This window comes from Neptuniibacter sp. PT8_73, from assembly GCF_047778045.1.
Classification (GTDB): domain Bacteria; phylum Pseudomonadota; class Gammaproteobacteria; order Pseudomonadales; family Balneatricaceae; genus Neptuniibacter.
On sequence record NZ_CP180545.1, the window covers coordinates 144,713 to 167,589 of the forward strand.

The 22,877-nt window shown below is 43.8% G+C and carries 21 protein-coding genes; 12 read left to right on the forward strand and 9 right to left on the reverse strand.

Annotated features, from left to right (window positions below):
- From ACMXYN_RS00625 to ACMXYN_RS00645, 5 genes are read left to right on the forward strand one after another with little or no spacing between them, the layout of a single operon-like run.
- Complete coding sequence (locus tag ACMXYN_RS00625) at window positions 1-1,143, forward strand: glycosyltransferase family 2 protein (RefSeq protein ID WP_415893032.1); 1,143 nt, start codon at window positions 1-3, stop codon at window positions 1,141-1,143.
- A 31-nt stretch (window positions 1,144-1,174) separates the two neighbouring features.
- Complete coding sequence (locus ACMXYN_RS00630; protein WP_415893033.1) at window positions 1,175-2,074, forward strand: sulfotransferase family protein; 900 nt, start codon at window positions 1,175-1,177, stop codon at window positions 2,072-2,074.
- A gap of 1 nt (window position 2,075) precedes the next feature.
- Window positions 2,076-3,131: a hypothetical protein gene (locus tag ACMXYN_RS00635; RefSeq protein ID WP_415893034.1), complete on the forward strand. Its 1,056-nt coding sequence runs from the start codon at window positions 2,076-2,078 to the stop codon at window positions 3,129-3,131.
- Between the two features lie 12 nt (window positions 3,132-3,143).
- Window positions 3,144-4,691: a lipid II flippase MurJ gene (locus ACMXYN_RS00640; protein ID WP_415893035.1), complete on the forward strand. Its 1,548-nt coding sequence runs from the start codon at window positions 3,144-3,146 to the stop codon at window positions 4,689-4,691.
- Between the two features lies 1 nt (window position 4,692).
- Window positions 4,693-5,820, forward strand: a complete 1,128-nt coding sequence (locus tag ACMXYN_RS00645; protein WP_415893036.1) for a glycosyltransferase — start codon at window positions 4,693-4,695, stop codon at window positions 5,818-5,820.
- Window positions 5,821-5,893: 73 nt separating this feature from the next.
- Here ACMXYN_RS00645 and ACMXYN_RS00650 read toward each other — a convergent pair whose 3' ends face one another.
- Complete coding sequence (locus ACMXYN_RS00650) at window positions 5,894-6,949, reverse strand: polysaccharide biosynthesis/export family protein (RefSeq protein WP_415893037.1); 1,056 nt, start codon at window positions 6,947-6,949, stop codon at window positions 5,894-5,896.
- 256 nt (window positions 6,950-7,205) lie between these two features.
- Here ACMXYN_RS00650 and ACMXYN_RS00655 point away from each other — a divergent pair, with 256 nt between their 5' ends.
- Window positions 7,206-7,766 carry a c-type cytochrome gene (locus ACMXYN_RS00655; RefSeq protein ID WP_415893038.1) on the forward strand — a complete coding sequence of 187 codons (561 nt, stop codon included), beginning with the start codon at window positions 7,206-7,208 and terminating at the stop codon, window positions 7,764-7,766.
- Window positions 7,763-8,659 (forward strand): c-type cytochrome, encoded by an 897-nt coding sequence (locus ACMXYN_RS00660; protein WP_415893039.1) that lies wholly within the window; start codon window positions 7,763-7,765, stop codon window positions 8,657-8,659. Before ACMXYN_RS00655 ends, ACMXYN_RS00660 begins: the two co-directional genes overlap by 4 nt.
- Window positions 8,660-8,738: 79 nt before the next feature.
- Here the strand turns inward: ACMXYN_RS00660 and ACMXYN_RS00665 are convergent, their stop codons facing one another.
- The 3 genes from ACMXYN_RS00665 to ACMXYN_RS00675 form a co-directional block, all read right to left on the reverse strand.
- The gene (locus ACMXYN_RS00665) at window positions 8,739-9,839 is read right to left on the reverse strand and encodes a 5-(carboxyamino)imidazole ribonucleotide synthase (RefSeq protein ID WP_415893040.1); all 1,101 of its coding nucleotides are present in this window, start codon (window positions 9,837-9,839) and stop codon (window positions 8,739-8,741) included.
- Complete coding sequence (gene purE / locus ACMXYN_RS00670; RefSeq protein ID WP_415883076.1) at window positions 9,839-10,321, reverse strand: 5-(carboxyamino)imidazole ribonucleotide mutase; 483 nt, start codon at window positions 10,319-10,321, stop codon at window positions 9,839-9,841. Before purE ends, ACMXYN_RS00665 begins: the two co-directional genes overlap by 1 nt.
- A gap of 933 nt (window positions 10,322-11,254) precedes the next feature.
- Window positions 11,255-11,464 carry a cold-shock protein gene (locus ACMXYN_RS00675; protein WP_286240059.1) on the reverse strand — a complete coding sequence of 70 codons (210 nt, stop codon included), beginning with the start codon at window positions 11,462-11,464 and terminating at the stop codon, window positions 11,255-11,257.
- A 412-nt stretch (window positions 11,465-11,876) separates the two neighbouring features.
- On the opposite strand from ACMXYN_RS00675, the gene ACMXYN_RS00680 reads away from it, so the two are divergent.
- From ACMXYN_RS00680 to ACMXYN_RS00695, 4 genes are read left to right on the forward strand one after another with little or no spacing between them, the layout of a single operon-like run.
- Window positions 11,877-13,703, forward strand: coding sequence for a bifunctional alpha/beta hydrolase/class I SAM-dependent methyltransferase (locus ACMXYN_RS00680; RefSeq protein ID WP_415893041.1), 1,827 nt, complete (start codon window positions 11,877-11,879; stop codon window positions 13,701-13,703).
- Window positions 13,704-13,717: 14 nt separating this feature from the next.
- Window positions 13,718-15,070 (forward strand): phosphatase PAP2/dual specificity phosphatase family protein, encoded by a 1,353-nt coding sequence (locus ACMXYN_RS00685; protein ID WP_415893042.1) that lies wholly within the window; start codon window positions 13,718-13,720, stop codon window positions 15,068-15,070.
- Window positions 15,057-15,488, forward strand: a complete 432-nt coding sequence (locus ACMXYN_RS00690) for a hypothetical protein (RefSeq protein WP_415893043.1) — start codon at window positions 15,057-15,059, stop codon at window positions 15,486-15,488. Before ACMXYN_RS00685 ends, ACMXYN_RS00690 begins: the two co-directional genes overlap by 14 nt.
- 14 nt (window positions 15,489-15,502) lie before the next feature.
- Window positions 15,503-16,126, forward strand: a complete 624-nt coding sequence (locus ACMXYN_RS00695) for a CDP-alcohol phosphatidyltransferase family protein (protein WP_415893044.1) — start codon at window positions 15,503-15,505, stop codon at window positions 16,124-16,126.
- Here ACMXYN_RS00695 and ACMXYN_RS00700 read toward each other — a convergent pair.
- From ACMXYN_RS00700 to ACMXYN_RS00720, 5 genes are all read right to left on the reverse strand, one after another.
- Complete coding sequence (locus ACMXYN_RS00700; RefSeq protein WP_415893045.1) at window positions 16,123-16,794, reverse strand: lysophospholipid acyltransferase family protein; 672 nt, start codon at window positions 16,792-16,794, stop codon at window positions 16,123-16,125. The genes ACMXYN_RS00695 and ACMXYN_RS00700 overlap by 4 nt on opposite strands.
- A gap of 14 nt (window positions 16,795-16,808) precedes the next feature.
- Entirely contained in the window at window positions 16,809-17,747 is a 939-nt protein-coding gene (locus ACMXYN_RS00705; RefSeq protein WP_415893046.1) for a phosphatidate cytidylyltransferase, read from the reverse strand.
- A 142-nt stretch (window positions 17,748-17,889) separates the two neighbouring features.
- A complete protein-coding gene (locus ACMXYN_RS00710; RefSeq protein ID WP_415893047.1) occupies window positions 17,890-19,305 on the reverse strand; it encodes a hypothetical protein in 1,416 nt (471 codons plus the stop codon).
- A gap of 187 nt (window positions 19,306-19,492) precedes the next feature.
- Complete coding sequence (locus ACMXYN_RS00715) at window positions 19,493-19,801, reverse strand: hypothetical protein (RefSeq protein ID WP_415893048.1); 309 nt, start codon at window positions 19,799-19,801, stop codon at window positions 19,493-19,495.
- Window positions 19,791-21,512, reverse strand: a complete 1,722-nt coding sequence (locus tag ACMXYN_RS00720; RefSeq protein ID WP_415893049.1) for a PepSY-associated TM helix domain-containing protein — start codon at window positions 21,510-21,512, stop codon at window positions 19,791-19,793. The genes ACMXYN_RS00715 and ACMXYN_RS00720 overlap by 11 nt, the downstream gene beginning before the upstream one ends.
- A gap of 352 nt (window positions 21,513-21,864) precedes the next feature.
- Between ACMXYN_RS00720 and ACMXYN_RS00725 the strand changes: the two genes are divergently transcribed.
- A complete protein-coding gene (locus ACMXYN_RS00725) occupies window positions 21,865-22,872 on the forward strand; it encodes an AAA family ATPase (RefSeq protein WP_415893050.1) in 1,008 nt (335 codons plus the stop codon).
- Window positions 22,873-22,877 lie beyond the last annotated feature (5 nt).

Below are 22,877 nucleotides of genomic sequence, written 5' to 3' on the forward strand. Positions count from 1 at the left end.
ATGGATGCCATTTTTTGGTTTTTTTTCGGTGCTTTAGTATTCAGTTTTGTTGGATACGGGGTGCTGTTAGTGTTGATAGGTTTTGTAACTAAGAATAAAAGTAAGAAGAGTTATGCAAATGGTTATGACGTTTCTTTCTTAGTTTGTGCGCATAATGAAAGTGCTGTTATTAAAGAAAAGATAGAAAATATCAATCTTCAAACTAATGATAAGCATAAAGTTGAAATTATTATTGTCTCTGATGGTTCTACGGATAATACAGCAGAGTTAGCGCGCTCTGTAGCAGATAATGTAACAGTGTTAGAAGCGAAGGATCATATTGGTAAATTAGAAGCATTGAATTGGGGATTGTCTGAGTGTAAAGGTGAAATAATTGTATTCTCAGATGCGAATAGCCTTTTCCCAGAAGCAACCCTTAATGAATTGGTAAGTCACTTCAACGACGAGTCTGTTGGTGGGGTTTGTGGTCAGATCGTTGTATCTTCAGAAAAACAGGGATGGATCGGCAAAGCCGAATCTATTTATTGGAGGTATGATCAAGCGCTAAAGATTGCTGAAACTAAAGTTGGTGGGGCTGTTTCTGCTCAGGGTTCGGTATATGCAATTAGAAGGGAACTTACATCTCCTGTTTTAGAAGGTTGTGCTGATGATTTTGTTTTATCTGTAGGAGTAGTAACAAAAGGCAAAAAGTTAGTTTTTGAACCTAATGCTATGACCTATGAGCATGTAACCAATAAAGTTTATAAAGAATTTGATCGCCGAGTTCGCTCAACCGAAATGGGGTGGAGAGGACTTATGCTTTTTAAAGAGCTACTTAATCCATTTAAGTATGGTTGGTACAGTTTACAGTTATTTTCACATAAATTACTGAGACGTCTGAATCCTGTATTACTCATCGGATTGCTCTTAAGTAATGCTCTGCTATTAGACGGGCATTGGTTTTACCAAGCCTTTCTAGCATGTCAGGTTGTATTCTATGCCATTGCCTTATTAACCATGTTGTTTCCTTTCTTGCGTAAGGTCCCTGGGTTTAATATTCCGACTTTTTTTGTCATGGGCCATGCAGCTATGGCTATGGGCATAATTAATGTATGCCGTGGTAAGAAAGTTTCGAAATGGAAACCTGTTAGGGATGATGCCTAGTAGCGTTGAAGGTATTTGAACGGGGTCTCCTATGGATAAAAAAAGGCCTATTTTTGTTTTAGGGCTACAACGCTCTGGGACAACATGGTTAGCGAATATGCTATCTAGCCATCCTTGTATCGCTGCTGTTGAGGCCGATGATCATCAAGGTGTACATGAAAGTATATTCTTTTCTCATTTCGCTAAAGGTTTTGGGGATTTTAATCATCCTAAATCTAAAGCTAGGTTCTTTGAGAACTTTTTAGAGTCTGACTACGGGATTTTGTCAGAGGTTCAGTCAGATTTTCTGGAAAAGAATGAAAGTATAGACAGTTACCATGCTTTCTTTAGAGCCGTTATGGATGATGTTGCTCGTAAAAAAGGATCTTCAAATTGGTTAGAAAAGTCGCCGCATCATACGTTGTTGGCAGATGAATTACGTCTAGCTTACCCTGATGCTTGTTTTATTTGTGTCCTACGGTCTGATGAGGAATTAATTCCTTCTCGTTTAAGCGGCTTTGGGCGCACTCCCCCATCAGGTTTTAAAAGAATGAGTAAAATTATTCGGGCCTGTGCAGTCAATGCAATGAATCATCGGTATATAAAAAAGCTGGGTGGGAAAGATGCTCAAACTATCGTCCTTCAATATAGCGATTTAAAAAAGCAGACTGAGCAAAATATGAAGTCTATTCTGGCTTTTTTAGAACTGGATTGGACTGATGAAGTACTTGCGATGCGATATAAGCCAAATAGCAGCTTCGCTAAAGTTCGGCATGAAAATTCAAGTTTAACTGTTGTTGATCAGATCGTTATTAAATTAGCTCGTTTCTTATTTAACATTGTACCTTTAAACCTTTTATTAAAGATTGAAGACAAAATTAATCAGGATAGAGGTATCGATTGGCCTGATTGGTGTTGGAAGCGGGTTGGAAGGCTAGCGCCCAAGGATTGAAATGAGTAAGAAGGTAAGGGCGGAGAGAAGTACCGCTGATTGCAAAGAGGTTTTTCTAAATACAGTTAAGGATGTATTTAGTGAGAATGCTGCCAAAGCTCGGGAAGCTGTTTGGGAATGGAGCTCTAATGAAAACCCAGCATCGGGAGAAATATCTTCAGAAGTCGTTTTATTAAAAAATGAATCAGTGACTTTTGGGGCTATGTTTTTAATGCCGTCTATTTTCAGCCTTGATGGTGAAAAGATTCCGATGCATTGGGTTGGTTCGATAATGGTTCGAGAGCAGCATCGTGGCAAAGGTTTGTTGCTAGTTAAGTATCTTATTGAAAATGAATCGGTTCCTAAAATGGGGCTGCCTTTTGAAAAAATTGTAAAAATGTACCAGCGTTATGGCGGCGCTATAATCTCTGAGACAGAGCAGTTCTTCTGTGTTTTATCTCCATCATCCTTACTGAGAAAGAAAAGTAAGCTTTTATCTCTACTTGCTAGGCCTTTGGATTGCCTAATTAGGGGTTCAGTAAAGTTTTTTTTACCTAAGATACATGATGATATTTCAGTGTCTGAGGTTCGGCAGTTTGATGAAAGAGCTGATACCTTTTGGCAACAAGTTTCTCCAAATTACGGTGCTTTAGTAGTGAGAAATAAAAAGTACCTGAATTGGAGGTTTTCGGACTGCCCTCTACATGATTATAAACTCGTAGAAGCCCAAAAAAATGGCCAGCTAATCGGTTACATGGTCTACAGATGTGCAGAGAAACAAGGGGTTACAACGGGTTATATTGTTGACTTTCTGGTGCAAGAAAATGATAAAGAAGCTTTAACAGCCTTATTCAGTTTTACCGTGTTGGAACTGTGGAAGCGTAAGGTCGATAAAATAGCAGTTATGAAATCAACCTCTTTTACTTGGGTAAATAGCGTATTGAAAGCATCGGGTTTTCGATTTAATAAGCCCCACCTTAAAGTTATGGCCACACCTGAGATTTCGAAACGAATAGCTGATAAAGGTTATGCTCCTTGGGTTACCTTCTCAGATTCTGACAATGATCTTTCTATATAGTGAATCACGGCCTTGCTTAATTTTAATGCAGCTAAAGCTATTTTCCTTCAATTCTCATTTCAAGCATTAGGATTGGCTGCGGCGCTCCTAATTTCGGTTTTATTAGCATTTAAGTTAGGGGCGGGAATAGAGAGCGATATATTTTTCTTGGCAAGGAGAGTTATTACAGGCTTTACTGAGGCGATAAATAAAGCAATGGTCGTGGTTTACATACCAGTCTTTATCTATGCCATTATCAGTAGCATTGACCGTGCAACTAAGTTGCTGACGAGGTCGTTGATTAAGTCTTCGCTTTTGAGCTGCTGTTTGGTAGCAATACTACTCTTCCTATCGGATGCGATCGTTTCTTTGTTGGCTTCTGACCAAACGTTAGAACAACAATCACAGACGGTTTCTATTCTGAATATCTTTATTTTATTAATTCCAGCCGCTGTTGTTTCTGTTGTATTACAGGGGTTTTGTAAGGCCGTAGGTTATTTTGGTACATCTGAGTTCGGGAAACTTTTTCCTCGAATATTTTTACTTCTGGCTCTTTTTCTTTTCACCCCATCAGATCAAGTAGCTATCCTCGCCTATGCTTTTGTCGTGGGTTACTACGTGTTTGTATTGTACTTACTAGTAAGTGTGTTGCGGTATTTGCGTTCATTTCAGCCGGTAGGCGGTTCGGATGAACAACTGAACAAAGATGGAGATGGTCTGGCAAAGCGCAGAGGCTATGCAATGATCATTGTATTGTTGGCAAGTCAAATAGGTATTTGGCTGGAAACCCATTATGCGCTGTCTTCGGGTGAAGGTGGGCTTAGTTTATTAGAGTACGCTCAAAGGCTGGGGAATTTAGTTCCTGGGGTGCTTTCATTTAGTATTGTCGGTGTGTTTTATACAGTTTGGTGCCGAGAGTTTGCTTTAGATAAAGGCGATGATATTCAAGCGTACTTATTGCACTGGTTAGCTATAGGTTTGCTCTTAATTATTCCCATTTCTGTTTTTACATATATTTATGCGGATAGCTTAGTTTATCTATTTTTCTACAATGAAAAATTTACAATGGATAGTGTTGAGCAATCTGCTTTATTGATGCAGTTGGTTATACCTGCAGTTGTGGCTACATTTGTTGTTAATTTTCTAATTGGCTGGGTTTTGGCGAACCCTGCGTTTTCAATTTTGAAAATCATCTCCATATATGCTGCTTTAGATTGTATGGCTCGGTTGATAACTTTTGAAGTTTTCTCGGATACTCATGGCCTAAACGGTGTAGCAATAGCGATAAGCATTTCGACTGGATTGATGATGTTGTTTTTGATCAGCTATTGTTTTTTCTTCAAACGTAGTTCCACTACTCTTGTTTATGATGCGCTGCTTTTGAAATTAATGCTCATTCCTTTTGTCGTTTCATCTGCTTTTATAGTGTCGAAGCTTGCTTTTGATAATCAAGGAATACCAATTGCCTTAGAGCTCATACTATCGGGGGGTATAGGAGCAGGTGTGGGTATGTTGCTTCTATTGGTGCTACGGATTTCGCCTAAACAGTTATTTGCCCTCATCAGTCGTAAGGAACGCTGATATGAAGCTTAAAAATACTCGTAAAAAGGTTTGTTTTTTCTTGCCTCATTTTTTTTCAGGTGGGCTAGAAAAGGTTGTACTCAACTTGATTAATAACCTTAATCAAGACCTCTATGAACCTTGTCTTTTACTTCTGGATGGCAATGGCGACTTGTTGCCTAGGTTGAATAAAAACGTAGCTGTATTTGACCTAGGAGGGGCGAAATCTTCTTCAGGGGTTTTTCAATTAGTATCAGAGCTTAATAAAATTAATCCAGATATCGTTTATGCGGGTACTCATGCCACGAATCTGATGTTATTGCTTGCTAAAGCCTTTGTGAAAGATCACTTTTATACCATTATTAGTGAGCATACGCCGTTAGCGATACTGTTAAGCGAATCTAAGTACTCAAAAATACGCGTTTTATTGATGCGGTGTTTGTATCGTTATGCTGATGTTTTTGTGGCTCCGGTACCTGAAATATGTACTGAGCACCGTGAAATTCTGCACCTCCCTGAAATGCCAGTGAAATCCCTGTGTAATCCTGTCATTCCTAATGTGTCGGATGGATTGGACAAACATGCTAGGCCTGAGATATTTGATCGCCTAACAGGCCCTATTTGTATTGCTGTGGGGCGGTTAGCAGCAGAAAAACAGTTTGATTTGCTTATCGACTCTTTTGCACGAGTTTTGGAAACATGCCCTGAAGCTAATTTGCTTATTCTAGGAGAAGGAGCAGAACGTTCTTCCCTTGAAGATAAGATTCGACAACTAAATTTAACGGGCAAAGTTCATCTAATAGGCAATGTGGAAAATCCATTTATTTACTATCCGCATTGCACTCTACTTCTATCATGTTCCAAACGAGAAGGGTTTGGGAATGTATTGGTTGAGGCTATGTCTGAAGGTGTTCCTGTGGTTAGTATGGATTGCCCATTTGGTCCGAGGAATATTATTGAGGATAAGCGCTCAGGTTTGCTAGTGCCGTTGAATGATGAGAATGCCTTTACTGAAGCCATTCAGTGGTTTTTATCAAATCCTCAGCTCCATGAACAGTATTCTCAGGCAGCCAAGAAAATATCTAAGGCGTATACGGTTTCTAACGCTGCTGAGCAATTTGAAGAGGTTTGTGCCTCTCTTCATTGTTAGCCTTATTCGAGAGCGAAAAAAGCCGGTAGCATTTTGAATGTTACCGGCTTTTTTATAACTATGAGTTTAGAGCTTAGTTATTTGGTGTGCGGTTATCATCAACGTCAAAGTTATAGTACATCTGAGATACACCCGCACCAGCAGAGATGCCTGGAATAATCTGGTTCCAGAAGCGGTTCCACTTAGTTAAGTTGGTTGGTGCAACCACTAACAGATCATCTTTCTTCAGTTTGAGGTGATTGTCTGATAAAGAAAGGTTGTATAGCCTTTGCTCCCCATCAGATACTCGAGCTAAGAAAATATTCTCGGAGTCAGCAGTTAAAGCTGATAAACCACCAGATAGTGCTAGTGCATCCGATAGAGTTAAGCCGGTAACAGGGATTGGAACTAGCCTTTGTCGCCCAACTTCACCCATAACTGTGACGTAATTATCGTCGATGTCAGGGAAGAAAATTCGATCATTTTTCTGTAAACGGACATTATGGACGTCGCTAAGACCAAGTTGGCCTGAACGATAATTTAATCGATAAGCTTGTTTATCACGTACTAGAACGGCTTCTACGGTATTAGCATTGTCACTGACACCGCCTGCTTTCATAACGACTTCCGCGACTGTATGAACGACATCGTTTAGAGGGTAATTCCCTGGTCTTGTTACAGCACCTTCTACCGTGACTTGCTGAGAACGGTACTCTACGATAGTGACATCGATTTTAGGGCGATCTACGATTTTAGCGTAAAGGTCAGTAACTAGCTGATTAACCTCTGCAGCAGTCTTACCTGCAACTTTTATATTGCCAAGGAATGGAAGGCTGATTTCGCCGTCTTCGCTTACAACCGAGAGGTTTCTTCGTGTATCACCACCGGCAGGTAATTGCGAACCTAAATCTATGCGTCCCCATACCGAAACAACTAACTGGTCACCATGGCCAATCAGGTATTTTTCACCATTATAGATAGGAAGATCACGAGCATAGCCGATATCAGAAAGCTTCATGCTGTTCATTTCAGCTGTTAGCTCTAGTGCATCAGCACTGTATTCTTTTTCTTTAATGACGATCGTATTCGAGCAGCCAGCGGTGATTGCAAGAGCTGTCACGATTGCTCCAGCGGACAAAAACTTTTTCATCTATTCCATTCCTTCGAATATTTGATGATTTATTTGGTCAAGATTCTACCAATTTTTTATAGTGCGTTCTCGGTTTTAGGCTAAATTTCAGACTTTTATTTTGCAAACCGTCTCTAAAACTAAAAATGTGGCACTCGTCTTTTTCAAAAGATTTTCTCGCATCAAGTTTTTAAAGGTTTTATTGCTATTTAGTAATAAAATGGCAGTAACAATATGCATTACTAATGCATAGATCGTAATGAGTTAGTAACAAAATATGAGTAAGCAAATGAAGAAACTCGCGACCTTATTTTTCCTTGGCGCTGTTTGTAGTGGTCAGCCATTATCAGCGCTTGCACATGGTGGTGCGACGGGCATTGTTAAAGAACGTATGGATGCCATGGAGGATATGAAAGGAGCGATGAAAACTGTCTCTGACATGTTTAAGGGCAAAATTCCTTACGAAGCTGTTCAGGTTCGAGTAGCCGCTGAAACGATCAATATGCATGCTGGCGAGAACCTTACCAAGTTGTTCCCTAAAGGTAGTCTGCATCATCCAACCGAAGCTAAAGCTGAGATTTGGCAGGAGTGGGATCGCTTTCAGCACCTTTCTAAAGAGTTAGAGCGAATCAGCCAAGGTTTATACGACGCTGCTGACAATGTTGAGTCAGAAAATGAGGAAGACTCTTCGGCAAGCATGATGGGGATGGGCGCAGAATCTGAAGTGCAAGAGGGCGCTGAATCTTTTGCGACTATGCCGGTAGAAGTAGTCTTTGAGCGCTTAAGCGATAACTGCTCTGCTTGTCATACTGACTATCGTGTAGAGAAAGATAAATGAGAAAACTCCTCTGGTTTTCCTCTCTCCTAATCTGCTTGGTTTTTGGTGCTGTTTTAGGAGTCAGCTACCTGAGTTCGGTAGACGAGCCTAGAGCCTCATTATCTGAACTGAAGGGGAATGTTGCCAGAGGAGCTTATCTAGCACGTGTTTCAGGCTGTATCGCTTGTCATACCGATAGTGAAGCTAAAGGAAAGCCGTTAGCGGGTGGAAAGGGTACGGAAACACCCTTCGGAGCCTTCTATGCGCCGAATCTTACGGCGGATAGAGAGCACGGAATAGGGACGTGGAGTGTAGATGACTTTGAACGTGCATTGCGCGCGGGCAAGTCGCCTAGCGGTCAGAGTTACTACCCAGCCTTCCCTTATAGTTTCTATGCGCGCCTATCCGATCAGGATGTCGTTGATTTATGGGCGGCGTTTAAAACTGTCCCCGCTGTTGCCAAACCTTCGACAGCGCATCAAGTGAACTTCCCGTTCAATATCAATTGGGGCCTAGATTTGTGGCAGTTGCTGTTCTTTGATGAGCAACGGTTTATTCCTGATGCTAAGAGAAGTGAGCAGTACAATCGAGGCGCTTACCTCGTTCAAGGGCTGTCGCACTGCGGCGCGTGTCATACGCCTAGAAACCTATTGGGTGGATTAGATACTGCGGCAGCTTTAAGTGGTCATCAGGGCTTTGTTGAAGATGATGGCGTTATTCCTGCGATTACTGCAGGCGCATTAGCTAAACAGGGCTGGAGCGAAGCGGATCTAGCTTACTCACTGAAGTCTGGAGTGAAGCAGGATGGTGATGTCTTTGGCGGTAGTATGGGTGAAGTGGTACGTGATGGCGCTAAGTACCTAAAGAAGTCAGATCGAGAGGCAATCGCGTATTACTTGCTGACTCGGCCGTGATTGTCTAAGAGCAGCGAATAAAAAAACCCGGTACTGCAAAGTAGCCGGGTTTTTTAATGCTAAGTCTTTATAAAGACGACTAGTCTTCGTAAAGGCTATCGCGAATGCGTTTTAGCTTAACTTCTAGTGTGTGACGATCATCACTTACTAGGTTAAGGTGCCCAACCTTACGGCCTGGACGTAGCGACTTGTTGTACACATGATGCTGTACATTACTTTCGCTGATAATCTCTTTAGGTGCTTCTATACCTAGTAGGTTGACCATGCCAGCATGTTGGCTGTTGATGGTGTGACCTAAGCCTAATCCACAGATAGCGCGGATATGGTTTTCAAACTGAGAAGAGATGCCTGCACCTTGAGTCCAGTGACCACTGTTATGAACACGTGGTGCCAGTTCGTTCACAAGCAAATCATCACCTGCTTGGAACATTTCGATAGCGATTACGCCAACGTAGTCCAAAGCATTGAGTACTTTATCTGCGATATCTTTAGCTTTAGCGTGCAAGGCTTCAGGTGCATCAGCCGGAGCAATAGAGCTCCACAGAATACCGTTGCGGTGAAGGTTCTCTGTTAGTGGATAGAATACACAAGCACCAGACGCGTCACGTGCGGCAATCAAAGATACTTCACGGTCAAAATTGACGCGGCCTTCAATCACTACTTCTGGTAGAGAATCTGCTTGGGCTACCAGATTAGCCAAATCTTCATCGGTTTTTAGAACCCACTGGCCGTAACCGTCGTAACCCTCTTCACAGGTTTTAACGAATACTGGGTAACCTAACGTTTTAACGCTCGCGCTCAATTCCTCTGCATTGTTCGCAAGGTGGAACGGTGCAGTCTTGATGCCTAGAGAGTTAAGGAAGGTTTTCTCACGTCCGCGGTGTTGGCAATAGCTAATCGCTTCTGGAGAAGGATAAACAGAGCAGTGCGGCTTCAATGTGCTTAGCAGAGACACATCAACATGCTCGCGCTCAACCGTTACAACATCAGGGTTGCCTAGTGCAGTATAAAGGGACTCGCCTTCCATCTCTGGAGTGCGCTCAACAATTTCACCTAAGCCTTTAACGCAATCAGTACCTTCACCTGGCTCAGCCAGAAAAGTAAAACGGTGACCTTGAGGCCAACCAGCCAAAGCCATCATGCGTGCCAACTGGCCGCATCCAACAATAGCAACGTGCATTATTCTACCTCAACAGGAACGCTGTCAGTCTGAGCTTTGCGCCACTCTTGTAAACGCTGGCTCAATTCTGCATCTTTAAGGGCTAGCATCTGTGCTGCCATTAGGCCTGCATTGTATGCGCCCGCACCGCCAATTGCCTGACAAGCAACTGCTACGCCGCGTGGCATCTGAACCATAGATAGTAGGCTATCTAGGCCTTTAATGTTTTTGCTGGCAACAGGTACTGCGATAACTGGCAGATGAGTCATAGATGCTGCCATACCAGCCAAGTGAGCTGCGCCGCCAGCACCTGCAATAATTACCTCAACGCCACGTGTGTGCGCTTCGGAGGCAAACTGGAAAAGACGCTCAGGCGTACGGTGTGCAGAAACCACTTTAGTTTCAAATTCTACACCTAGTTCTTCCAGTGGCTTAGTAGCCTCTTGCATGGTTGGCCAGTCTGAGCGAGAGCCCATGATGATACTGACGGAGACTTTACTCATTTTTGTTTACCTGTTTCCTCTTGGCTCAATGCCAAAAATTCAATAATCAGTGCGCTGAAAAATAGAAACCTTATCAACACGTTATACAACGTGATGCTATGTGATTTAGCAATCATTGATAGGCTTTGGTTAGCGCTTGGAGGTGTTACGGATATCGCTGCAGGTACCGCGATAAAGAAGAAACACCGACCCCTAATGCTGCCAGTAGAATGGTACCACCAGAGGATAAACCCAATAAAACAGTGGTGGCTGTACCGAGTACTGCGCCCAAGGGGCGACATCATACCACCAAAGCTAGTAATAGAGGAGTCGTACTCGCGAAGTAGTTCAATTCTTGATCTGACAATATTGCCCGTTTCTAACAACTACAGGGCAAAAACCTTGCGCAAAAGTCTATCAAAAAATGTGGATAACTGCTCGTATCTATTGAGTAAATACAGGGTGAGGATAGGCGATATATGCAATCGTAATTAGGAAATGCTTTATATCGTTTTAATTTGAAACTGTAGAAAAGTTATTTGAAATCTCAGGGGAATCGTATTGTTTTTGAAGGTAGTGGGCCATCTCTGTTTTTGATAAAAGGCCTGTTAAGCGTTTCCACATTTGGCGTCTGGATGGAGAAACGGCTGTGAGTGGTTCGTAACATGCCCATAGATCTTGGTCTTTTCCTATATGGCGGGATACGCAAATTTGTCCGTTTAAATTTTCTAACATGCTCGTAGGTACCGTATTTTTATAAAAATTACCTTTAGCTAAAGAGTATAGGTGCACATAGTAGAGAGTAGAGGAACCAAGAAGCTGTTAATAGAGAAGCCTTGATTGTTCGCTAGCTGGAGCAGGAGATACAGTTCAGAGTAAGGAGGGGGGAGTGCTTTAAAAGAGCATGACATATGCCATGCTCTATTCAATCAATGCGGCTGCATTAATTAGGTCTTATAGAGGGCGGATGTTCTCAGCCTGAGGACCTTTTTGGCCTTGAGTTACAGAGAACTCAACTTGCTGACCTTCTTGAAGGCTTTTGAAACCATCACCAGCGATAGCGCTGAAGTGTGCAAAAACATCTGGACCTGATTGTTGTTCGATGAAACCAAAACCTTTCTCATCGTTGAACCATTTTACAGTGCCAGTAGTTGTATTAGACATAATCGATTTTCCTATTTTTCGGAAATAAGTGGGCCGCCCAAAAAGTTGGTGGCAGTTAACGCAGGAGTTTTTAATTTTTACTTACGGAAAACAGGACGAGGAATTCAGAAAAGACTTCGAAGTGAGGAACATAAATAACAAGTAAAGCATCAAGCTGGACTGCACTGTATAGAATTTAATCAGTTAAGTCAAAGTAAAATTGATCGTTAAAACAGCTCATTCACTGTGAGGGTATTAGCTATAACACACCTAATTAATGTTTCTAGATATATTATTTTTGATGACCTAAGGATGTTGGTAGTACGTATTGATACTTCCCATCTCATTTTCTGCAACCTTATTTAACACGCTTAAAATTGCCCCTGTGCTATTTCATAGTCGGGTTTCCTTAACCAACAAATGGAAACTCAACATGAATCAGCCAGTGACAATCCAGAACGCAAGTTGTGCAACTCGCCTATGTGAAGAGCTGACTTTTTCTAGCCACGATAATATTGAGCTGTTTTATCGCCATTGGCCTAGTGTCGCACCTTCAAATGACTCTTTCTCAAATACATCTGTGTCCGCTGCCAAGAAAGCTAAAAAAGCGGTGGTGATGTTTCATCGTGGTCATGAGCATGGTGGCCGCATGGCGCATTTAGTTGATGAATTGGCGATGGAAGATACCAGCTTCTTTGCTTGGGATACTCGAGGCTTGGGCAAATCGCCGGGTGAGCGGGGGCATGCAGAAAGTTTTGCCGAACTTGTCAAAGATGTGGACTGCTTCGTCAAGCATATTTGTACTTATCATGGTTTCAATACAGATGAGATTGTCGTGCTGGGTCAAAGCGTTGGGGCGGTTCTTGTTAGCACTTGGGTGCACGATTACGCACCCAAAATCAGAGCAATGGTACTGGCTGCTCCAGCATTCAAAATTAAGCTGTATCTACCGGGTGCCCTAGCAATGATTGCGACCCGACAGAAGGTTTCTGGCGTATTTACAGTCAACTCTTATGTGAAAGCGCATCATCTTAGTCATGACCCAGAACGCATTCAAAGTTATAACCAAGATCCACTGATTACCCGACCTATCGCTTCAAATTTGCTGCTTGATTTGGATAAAGCTGCGAAGCGTTGTGTTGAAGATGCGCATGCGATCACTACCCCAACGTTAACATTAGTGTCGGGTGATGATTGGGTGGTGGAGAAAGGCCCACAGTATGAGTTTATGGCGCGTTTAGGCAGTGAGAAAAAGCGTATTGTTGAACTGCTAGGATTTTTCCATGACACCTTGGGTGAGCAAGAGCGTGAGCGTGCATTAGTGGAGGTTCGAAGCTTTCTTGCTGAATCTTTTCGAACACCTCTCAGTACGGCTGATCTAAATCATGAAGATCAGCAGGGCGCGAGCTTTCAAAAGCAGATGGGCTACGCCACACCTGTGACAGGCCTGAAACGCCATTACTGGAACTCGTTACAAAAGATGATCGCTACGGCAGCGAAGTTATCGGAAGGCTATCGTATAGGCCAAGAAACGGGTTTTGATTCCGGCGGTACACTGGATTACGTCTATCAGAATAAGCCGCAAGGTAAAGGCTGGTTGGGTCGTCAGATCGATAAAAACTATCTCAATAGTATTGGCTGGCGGGGTATTCGCCAGCGTAAGACGAACCTAGAAGTTTTGATCAACAGAGCCATTGATCAGGTGCATCAGCAGGATCAGCCAGTACGCATTGTGGATGTTGCTGCAGGCCAGGGGCGTTATGTTCTGGATGCGATAGATCAACGCCGTGAAGATATCGATAGTCTGCTATTGCGAGATTTTAGCGAGATCAATGTCGAGGCTGGAGCAAAAGCCTTAATGGAACGTGGTTTTGATCGTATTGGTAATTTTGTTCAAGGTGATGCGTTTGATAAGGAATCGCTAGCGACGATAGAGCCTACTGCAACGGTGGCTATTGTGTCCGGGTTGTATGAACTATTCCCAGAGAATCATCTAATCAGAGACTCGCTAGCTGGTCTGGCTGAAGCAATCAAAGAGGGTGGTTATCTTATCTATACCAATCAACCGTGGCATCCACAGCAGGAGTTGATAGCACGCTGTCTTACGAGTCATCGCGATGGTCAGCCTTGGGTAATGCGCTGTCGCTCGCAGGCTGAAATGGATCAACTGGTTGAGCAAGCTGGCTTCCGTAAAGTCGATCAGTTGATTGATAAATGGGGCATTTTCACCGTTTCCATTGCTCAGCGAATTGATGCGTAGGGCTGAGGTTGGCTATGAACGCTATCCAAAAGTCCTTTATCGAGGATAACCAAACTGCTCTTTGGCCTCGAGCGTTAAAGTGGCTCCTATTTCTGGGGCCGCTCTTTTTTATCACTTACGGGGCGGTTAATACGTTTACAGCGACGCGTGAGGATGTAGGTCAGATTGTCTTTGCATGGGAGCAACATATCCCTTTCTGGGATTGGAGTATTGTGCCTTATATGTCGATCGACCTGCTCTACGCGCTCTCGTTATTTATTTGCAGCAGTAAGGCGCACTTAGATCGGCATGGTTCACGCTTACTATTGGCGACATTAGTGTCCGTTGTCTGCTTTTTAATTTGGCCTTTGCAATTCACGTTGACGCGTCCAGAAACCAGCGGTTTTTACGGTAGTCTTTTTGATCTGCTAACCAGCTTTGATAAACCCTATAATCAAGCACCATCACTACACATCAGTTTACTTGTGCTGATCTGGATGATATTTAATCAACAGATCAAGAATGGTTTTTGTAGGTGGATGATGCATGGTTGGATGTTGCTGATAGGGGTATCAGTGCTGACCACTTGGCAGCATCACTTTATTGACGTTATCGGTGGTTTAGTGGTTGCTCTGTTCTTGACCTACCTAGTGCCTGATAACTCGTTTAAATGGCGATGGGAAAAACATCAAGATTCAGACCGTTGGCGTTTAGCAGTTAGATATGCACTGGCCACAGTCTTGCTGGTGATTGCCGCCTTTACTTTGGAAGGATGGGCTTGGTTATTACTTTGGCCGGCAGTTTCTTTGACCACTGTATCTATCGCTTACGCGGGAGTAGGTACGGCAGTTTTTCAACACGATGATAACCGGATGAGTATCGCTGCTGCGATTATGCTCGCGCCTCACTTAGTAGGTGCAAGAGTAAGTGCTTATTTGTTTAGCCTAAAGCGTGCCGACCAAGTGGAGGTTATACCGAATATTTGGTTGGGATGCGTACCATCATTTGAACGAAGAGATAGTATGCAGGCTATTCTAAATGTCACTGCAGAAATGAGCCCGAGAATCCCTCAGACAGATAAATATCGTCGGGTACCTATGTTGGATCTAGTGACGGCTGAACCAGAGCAGTTTGAAAAGGCAGTGATGGAATTAGATCAGTTAACCAAAGCCAATAAGCCTGTACTTATTCATTGTGCGCTTGGTCTTTCTCGTAGTGCTTTGGTTGTCGCGGGTTGGTTGCTTTTGACTGCAAAAGTACAAAGCGTTGATGACGCGCTTGAATGGGTAAAACAAGTTCGTTCAGGCTGTGTGATAACTGAGAGCCAGAAAAAACTGTTATCTGACTTTGCTAGCAAACATTCAGAGGTTGGTTATGGGTCACTCTAAAATAGTAGCTGAAGCAGATTTGCTGATGGCCACACTGGATTCGTTGAAGCAGGTGAACAGCTACTCTCTTTTGTTAAGTGGTAGCTGTGTATTATTACTGTTATTCGGAGCTAACCCCACTGTACAGGGCTTAGCCCTATTGGGATTCGTAATCGGCTTAGCGCAGGGTTATTTTAACTGGCGAGTCGCTTTAGATAGAAAGCTACTGCCTCTCCTCATGAAAATGGGAATAGAGTCATTTGATCGAGCTTTAGCACAGCTCTTTACTGCTAAAGCGAAGCGGCTAAATCAACGTGATCTAAGTAGTCGTCTAAGTGGTGTGAAGGACTTGGCTAGAAGGCAAATGTTTTGCTTTATGAGTCAGTTGATCATATCTATCTGTGCGTTTGGTCTATTTCTGCAACCTGCTCTTTTTTAAATGGAATTATAACGATGCCTAGCGTTTATCAATTGAAGTCAGCTTTTTCAGATCTCTTACGCCCTGTTACTAATCGTTTGGCAGCAAAAGGGGTCAGTGCCAATCAAGTCACAGTGGCTGCGATGGTTGGCTCAATTGTGTTGGCCGTTGGCTTATATCTGGCTCAAATATTTCTGCAAAGTTCGCCTCTAATTTGGCTACTGGTGCCTGTATGGATGTTCATTCGCATGGCGATGAACAATATCGATGGCATGTTGGCTCGCGAGCATAATATGGCTACGCCGTTAGGCGCGATTCTTAATGAGATGGGCGATGTTATCTCCGATAGCGCTCTGTTTTTAATGTTTGCGTGCTTGCCCGGAGTAAATAGTCCTTTGCTGGTGCTGTTAACGCTCTTAGCTATTATGAGTGAAATGATCGGTGTGGTTGCAGTGCAGATAGGGGCAAGTCGCCGTTATGATGGACCTTCAGGAAAGAGTGATCGGGCAGTATTCTTTGGTCTGCTTGCCACGCTTTATGCTTTTGGCGTGCCGTTAGAGGGTTGGACGACTTGGGTGCTCGCGTTAATAAACCTTCTGCTTTTACTGACGATCTTTAATCGGGCTAGGGCTGCTTTGGCTGAGTTAAAAAGTGCTTAATCAGCTTCTTTGCTGGTGGAGTCATCTAATGCTTGATGGCGAGTTAGGCATTGCAAGGATAGTTGTTGGAAAGTTTCAGCCAACTGTTCGATAAACTCTCGGCTACTATTTGGGATAGTGGTTGGTTCGCCAATAATGACATCACAATTATAAGGGACCAAAAGCGCTGTCCCTTTTGGCAAGGCCATACCTAAGCCATGTAGCATCACCGGACATACCGGAGTGTTGCTACGACCATCTTTAAGAAGGTGATGTACACCACCTTTTAGCTTACTGAGTTGCTCGGCGTTGCCACGACTTCCTTCCGGAAAAATCAGCAAAATGTCACCTCGATCCAATGCTTCATGGCACTGCTTAAACAAGTCGCGTTTAAAGTTGCTGCGATCCAGCGGAATAATGCCGATGATATTGAGAGCAAACCAAGCTAAGGCTTTGTGTTTTAGAAAGTAGTCCGCTGCTGCTACTGGACGAACCTTATGGATCTGACTCAAAGGGTAGAGTGACATCAATACTAAGGTATCTAAGTGACTATTGTGATTAGCGACGATCACCGCCGGCCCAGTTTCGGGCAACCATTGTTTGTTACGGATGTTGAGCCCAAGAACTATCAAAACGACGGGGCGGACGATTAGGGCAAAAAACAGTATCTTTAATAGACGAATCCACATACTGAATCTCCTGCTCAGTAATGTAAGTAATAGACAAAGTGGAAGAAAAGAGGCGCGGTGAACATTAGGCTGTCCATTCGATCCAATATGCCACCATGACCGGGGATCAGCGTACCGCTGTCTTTAATGTGTAGGTCGCGTTTCACTGCGCTTATAACGACATCTCCAAAGAATCCTCCGATACCAATAATTGCACCCGCTGCCAGTCCTTCATACCAAGACATCGGAGTTAGCCATGGGCTAGCGATGCTTGCTACAACCATGATGGTGCAGACCCCACCAATAAAACCTTCCCAGGTTTTGTTTGGGCTGACTTTGGGGATGATTTTATGTCGGCCGAAGCTCTTGCCCCATACGTATTGAGCGACGTCGTTCAATTGAGTAATAAAGATCAGAAACAAGACTAAACCGATAGGGCCAGCATCGACGTTTTTTTCGGGTAGCACCAGTAAAAAAGGGATATGGCTGATCGCAAAAATGGTTAGCATGGTTGCCCAATGAATAATCCCTGCCGATCTAATAAAACCGCGGGTATCGCCGGTCAGAACCATACGTGTTGGCAAAATCAGGAAGAGGTAGATTGGAATGAAGATTATGAACATTCCGTACCAAGCGTCATGCACCCAGTAGTATTGCACTGGGATAGCTAGATAAGCCCAGAACAGCGTTCGTCGATCAGAAAGTCGAATAGGTGTGATTGAGAGAAACTCTTTGAGCGCCAGAAAGCTGAGAAAGCCAAAGAAGATAATGGTTGCCGTTGGACTCAATAACAAAACGACAAAAATCAGCCCGATCATAATCCACCAACTGCGGATTCGTAGCCATAACTCGGTGTAGTCTCTATCTGGATGAGCCTGCTTCTTCAGAAAGCAGATGATCGAGGCGATCACTAGAAGGCTGACCACCGAAACCATTAGGTAGAAGCTATGTATAGGTAGGCTAGTGAAGTCCATTCAAGAAGGTTCCTAAAACCAAGTTAGATGGTTTCAATACTAGCTTAGGAACCGAGACTGCTGTAGCTCGAACGGAAAGGTCGCATTAATTGCGACGAAAAGGGGAGCATAGTGCTCCCCTTTGTTGTTTATCTGTTGAGGCTTAGATTTTTACGATTTCAGCTTTCTTCGCTTTAAAGCCATCAGTGATCTCAGAGGCTTTCAGGGTGATTACACCTTTGCCTTTTATCTTAAGGCCGGATTTTTTACCACTGTCGTTATTTGCGGTCGTGCTGTTTTCGATGAGAGCTGCAACGTTACCTGCATCTTTAGCTTCTAGCACAATGCCTTTACCGCCGTTTTTGTCGGCATGACCAGAAGATATTAGAGCGGTGAGGTTACCGTTTTCCTCTTCCGTCATTTTGAAGCCATCATCGGTGTTACCTGATGCAGCAGAGTCAATCACTGTGATCTCGATATCGCCTTCACCTTCTTCGTCAAAGTCTAGACCTTCATCTAGGTTATTGTGGATAGTCGAAGAGTAAAGGACGGTCTTGATGCTACCGTTACCCGCTTCATCGATATCAAAACCATCATCGAAATCGATACCAAACTCGTAAGCTTCAACTGAGCCGGAAGCATATAGATCAACTTCGCGTTCAAAGCATTTGTCATCAGCGGAACCGGTAATCTCAGCAGGTACTTTGTCAGCAGACATCTCGCCATCTTTAAACTCAGCTTCTACTGGGGATGGTAGAAGAGGTTGTAGAAGGTCTTTTTGGCAGTAACCACCATTGTTAGAGAAATCGACGTTGCTCACGTTAACAATCACGTCGCCATTCTGACCTTCATCCAGCTCAACACCGTCAGCGCCTACTTTGTTGAAGCGAGAGTTATGAGCGGTAAATAGTATGTTGCCTTCGTTACGTTCATCGACTCGAAGACCATCGCCATCTACGCGGCCATAGCCGACATTGTGGATGTTTAGGTTGTATGCATTTACTGCGATAGAGGCTGGAGAACCACCGCCTTCGCCGCCTGCGCCTGCACCACAATTTTTGGCAATATCACAATCAGAGATGTGGATACCGTGATAAGCAACACCGCTAACCTCAACGTCATTGAGTGTCACGGTTAGGGTTCCAGTTTGGTTATCTCGTAGGTTAACGAAGATACCTTTACCAGCTGCGCCTGTTAGGTCACCGCGGTTTTGGATGCTAAAACCGCCAGGTCCTTCAAATTTAAGACCGCTGATATTCAGGTCCGCGCCTTGAGATACAGCCAGCAAATCGGTGTTTTTTGCAGTTTTGATGATCTGGCCGTTACCGTAGATTGCGATAGGTGCCTGACCAGTATAAGTCAGAGTGGTGTTGATCATGATATCGTCTTTGCTAGTAACAATGACGCTATCTGCTATACCTTCAGCAACAGCGATCAGTGCTGCACGCATGGAACCTTCGCCGCTGTCATTACCATTAGTTACATGAATAGGGGCAGCATAAGCCGTAGTTGTAAGCAAAGTTGCGCCAACAGCTAAGGCTAACGCTTTAAGAGGGTGAGAACCGTGCAGCATAGACATTGAAAATACCTTTATGGAAAGTCTTATAAATTTATGCCGCCAAAACTATCTATGCCGGGTGACGTTTAGATGACAGGTTGAAGAAGTTTTTATGAGAGGAATATTTCGAAGGTATTTGAGTACAGTGAAGTCACAATTGGCTGGATTAAGTTTTTATAAACCAGCCAATGTGGTGGGTGATAAAAATTTACTGCACATCAAGCATATCGAGCTCAACAACATGGCCCGGACCTGCATCTAATAAGATGTAGTAGTCCTGATCTGGTGTTGGAAAGCTGAATGCCGAGTCTTTATCCGTTTGGCCTTTGACTAGTAACTCATCTTCATAGGAAATGACTTCAAACGGGAAGTTACTCGCCGCAGAGCCGTCTGAAAAACTGCCTTTGCACTCAATCAGTTCAATGGCTGTAGAGCAGTTTAGGAAAATGCTATGGGCGAACGAAGGTGCAGATAGCAGAGCTAATGCTCCGAATACGATTGCTTGTTTAGCGAACATCGATAGTCTCCTTGCCATCAGGCATTAATGGCCAATTAGCTTGGTAAACATCACCACTCCAAGTGATTGCGGTAACCCAGAGTTCAGCGTTATCGCGAATCTTTTTCGGCAGTTGATAATGAACATGCTTAGCGCCAAGAGGGCCATGGATCAGCGTGCCGGGAGCTCTTAATGTTCTCGGTTTACCTACGCGGGCGTAGATAAATTTAATCTCACTCAAAGAATCTTTCGGAATTTTGACCGAGAAGTTGGTACGCCCTCCTTCTCTAATTGGCGGTAGATCTTTTTCAAGGAAACCGGCAAACGCGTTTACTTTAACTTCCCAAGGGCCTAAAGGTTTTTGAGTGTATTCAAAACCTGCATTGGATACGCCCTGCACTGCTAGTGTTAATACAACGCTGGTACCAAAACCAACACCAACCAGCATTAAGATATTCAGATATTTGAAAACACCCATAGGGCCGCCCCATGGGCGAACAATACGCCAGCCTTTGATTAGCCTTTTAATTCCTGGGCTGCGATTGGAGACTATACGCGAAGCCCGTTTGGTACGTTTGTAATAGATAATTAGGCCGGTCACACAGAGGGCGGTCATTAACGCACCGAATACAAACCAGATGAATTTTACGATCAAGTCAGTTGCGCCAGATTTAGCCCATGTGCCGTAGTGAAGAGGGTGCATCGCTAGATCAAAACGTTGCATAAAGGTGAATGAGTCAGCCATGGATTGATTAATGATGGTGCCATCATAAGGGTTGATCCAGATGCGGTTTCCTCCCCCTCGTATCAGCCATTCTCCTTGAGAACCTCCAATCTCATACGGATCTGCAATGTGCTCAGGTGGCACCATGCGAGTGATCTCAAAATTTGGATATTCTTTCTTAACGATATCGACAATTTGATCGCTTCTTAGGGCCGTAGGCGCTTGGCTACCAAACTTATCGAGTTCGGCGTAGTCGAGCAGTGGTTTGCGATCATAAGGCTCATGCAGCTTTGGTGCGTCAGCGTATAGAACTAACGGCACCTGATAGAACCACCAAGTTCCTGATACGCCGATAATCACTAAAAACCAGATGCTCCAAACACCAACGATCTTATGAAAGTCGCCTAAAAATGCGCGCATATTATTCATGCGCGGTGTGCGGAAAAAGTAACGCCAGAAATTAGGTGCAGCGATCAATCCGGCAACTAAAGAGATAATCGTAAAAATACCGAATGCGTTTACGACACTTCGGCCCACAACGGGTAGGAATAGGGTGGTATGTAGGAAATTCAGGAAATTACCTACTGTTAGAAGTTGGGTGTCACCTAAGACTTCACCGGTGTAAGGGTTAATCCAAGCGTTTCTGAAGCCACCATTGCTATCGTTAAACATGGCGCTGGCCGCGGTGTATGGGAAATTAGCATTGGGTTGAAAATTGCTCAGGCCATTTTCTGGATAAGCCGCTTGCAGTTTATCTAACAAGATACCTTCATTTAATCGGGTCTCCATAGGCGTTACGCGCATCTCTGGCATTAGCAACCAATCAATCTCTTGAGCAATCACCGCCAGCGTTCCAGACGCCAATACTAAGGTCAGAATCAGCGTTATTTTCAAACCAAAAAAACTATGGATCAAAAAGGCAATATATTGGCCAGAGAGCTTCCTTTTCGGTTTTGTCTGAGTCTCTTGCTTGAGGTCTTGATCGGTTATATCTAGCTTTTGGTTCATAAGTACTTTGATTCTTAGGTGGTCAGCCACACTGCACTTTGCCTAAAAATGCAGCAGTAACAGCTATGAAAAGAATATAAAGGTATTGATAATACTTATCAGTTACCTCTTATTGCACAAATGATACGTTTGTTACTTTTTCCGGAGGTTTGTTAGAACTATGGGGTGATCGCGATTGGTTGTTGAGTTGGATTAGGAACTATTCCTCAACTTAAGTGACCAACGATCTCCGCCTTTAGACGGGTGAAAATAGATCTAGTGGCAGAGTTGAAAATAGGGATGCTAACCGCATATAAATAAGCATCTCATTCGTAACGTCATTGTGCAAAATTAATAAAAACAGGAGCTTAGAATGACAGTAGAAGCCACTGCAAATACGGCATCGAGTCAAACCTTGCAGAGTAAACTGATCGGATTATCAGAGGCTTTAAAGCAGAAAGTCATTGGGCAGGAAGCCTTGGTTGAGCATCTGTTGATTGCATTGCTTACGGATGGCCATGTTTTACTGGAGGGCCCTCCAGGTTTGGCGAAGACGCGTACAGTACATGCCTTAAGTGATCTGTTAGAAGGCGTGTTCCATCGTGCTCAATTTACGCCGGATCTACTGCCAAGCGATATTACCGGTACTGAGATCTACAACACGCAAAAAGGCGAGTTTAGTTTCCGTCAGGGACCGCTGTTTTGTAACTTATTATTAGCGGATGAGATCAACCGTGCGCCAGCCAAAGTACAGTCTGCTTTACTAGAAGCGATGGCGGAGCGACAAGTCACGGTTGCAGGTAAAACTTATCCACTGTCTAAATTCTTTATGGTGATGGCGACGCAAAACCCGCTGGAGCAAGAGGGGACTTATCCACTACCCGAAGCTCAGCTAGACCGTTTTATGCTACATATCCGCGTTGACTACCCAGACCATAATCAAGAGAAAGAGATCCTGCGTTTAGTGCGTGACGAGCATAACTCCGAGTTAGCGGGGGAAGCCGCTCATATTGATGTTGCGCTGACTGAGCAGGAGTTATTCGCAGCTCGCTCCAGCATTATGCAGGTCTACATGGCGGATAACCTTGAGGATTATATGATCGCACTGGTGATGGCGACACGTAATCCAGAAGCTTACGGAGACGATCTGAAAGATAGCTTAGTCTTTGGCGCAAGCCCACGTGCGAGTATCGCATTGGATCGCGCTGTTCGTGCTAAAGCTTGGTTGGCTGGACGTGATTTTGTGACCCCAGATGATATCCAAGAGATTGTACCTAGCGTGTTAAGGCATCGTATCGGCTTGAGCTATGTGGCTGAAGCGCGCGGTTTAGATAAAGATAAATTGATCGCCGAACTGATCAACCGCGTGGCGGTACCTTAGGGATC

Coding starts and splice junctions, on each gene's coding strand:
- ACMXYN_RS00710 (WP_415893047.1), bottom strand. CDS start 19,305: ATGTCTATGCTGCACGGTTCTCACCCTCTTAAAGCGTTAGCCTTAGCT.
- ACMXYN_RS00660 (WP_415893039.1), top strand. CDS start 7,763: ATGAGAAAACTCCTCTGGTTTTCCTCTCTCCTAATCTGCTTGGTTTTT.
- ACMXYN_RS00675 (WP_286240059.1), bottom strand. CDS start 11,464: ATGTCTAATACAACTACTGGCACTGTAAAATGGTTCAACGATGAGAAA.
- ACMXYN_RS00715 (WP_415893048.1), bottom strand. CDS start 19,801: ATGTTCGCTAAACAAGCAATCGTATTCGGAGCATTAGCTCTGCTATCT.
- purE (WP_415883076.1), bottom strand. CDS start 10,321: ATGAGTAAAGTCTCCGTCAGTATCATCATGGGCTCTCGCTCAGACTGG.
- ACMXYN_RS00700 (WP_415893045.1), bottom strand. CDS start 16,794: ATGTGGATTCGTCTATTAAAGATACTGTTTTTTGCCCTAATCGTCCGC.
- ACMXYN_RS00695 (WP_415893044.1), top strand. CDS start 15,503: ATGCCTAGCGTTTATCAATTGAAGTCAGCTTTTTCAGATCTCTTACGC.
- ACMXYN_RS00685 (WP_415893042.1), top strand. CDS start 13,718: ATGAACGCTATCCAAAAGTCCTTTATCGAGGATAACCAAACTGCTCTT.
- ACMXYN_RS00655 (WP_415893038.1), top strand. CDS start 7,206: ATGAGTAAGCAAATGAAGAAACTCGCGACCTTATTTTTCCTTGGCGCT.
- ACMXYN_RS00725 (WP_415893050.1), top strand. CDS start 21,865: ATGACAGTAGAAGCCACTGCAAATACGGCATCGAGTCAAACCTTGCAG.
- ACMXYN_RS00625 (WP_415893032.1), top strand. CDS start 1: ATGGATGCCATTTTTTGGTTTTTTTTCGGTGCTTTAGTATTCAGTTTT.
- ACMXYN_RS00665 (WP_415893040.1), bottom strand. CDS start 9,839: ATGCACGTTGCTATTGTTGGATGCGGCCAGTTGGCACGCATGATGGCT.
- ACMXYN_RS00720 (WP_415893049.1), bottom strand. CDS start 21,512: ATGAACCAAAAGCTAGATATAACCGATCAAGACCTCAAGCAAGAGACT.
- ACMXYN_RS00690 (WP_415893043.1), top strand. CDS start 15,057: ATGGGTCACTCTAAAATAGTAGCTGAAGCAGATTTGCTGATGGCCACA.
- ACMXYN_RS00650 (WP_415893037.1), bottom strand. CDS start 6,949: ATGAAAAAGTTTTTGTCCGCTGGAGCAATCGTGACAGCTCTTGCAATC.
- ACMXYN_RS00630 (WP_415893033.1), top strand. CDS start 1,175: ATGGATAAAAAAAGGCCTATTTTTGTTTTAGGGCTACAACGCTCTGGG.
- ACMXYN_RS00635 (WP_415893034.1), top strand. CDS start 2,076: ATGAGTAAGAAGGTAAGGGCGGAGAGAAGTACCGCTGATTGCAAAGAG.
- ACMXYN_RS00645 (WP_415893036.1), top strand. CDS start 4,693: ATGAAGCTTAAAAATACTCGTAAAAAGGTTTGTTTTTTCTTGCCTCAT.
- ACMXYN_RS00680 (WP_415893041.1), top strand. CDS start 11,877: ATGAATCAGCCAGTGACAATCCAGAACGCAAGTTGTGCAACTCGCCTA.
- ACMXYN_RS00705 (WP_415893046.1), bottom strand. CDS start 17,747: ATGGACTTCACTAGCCTACCTATACATAGCTTCTACCTAATGGTTTCG.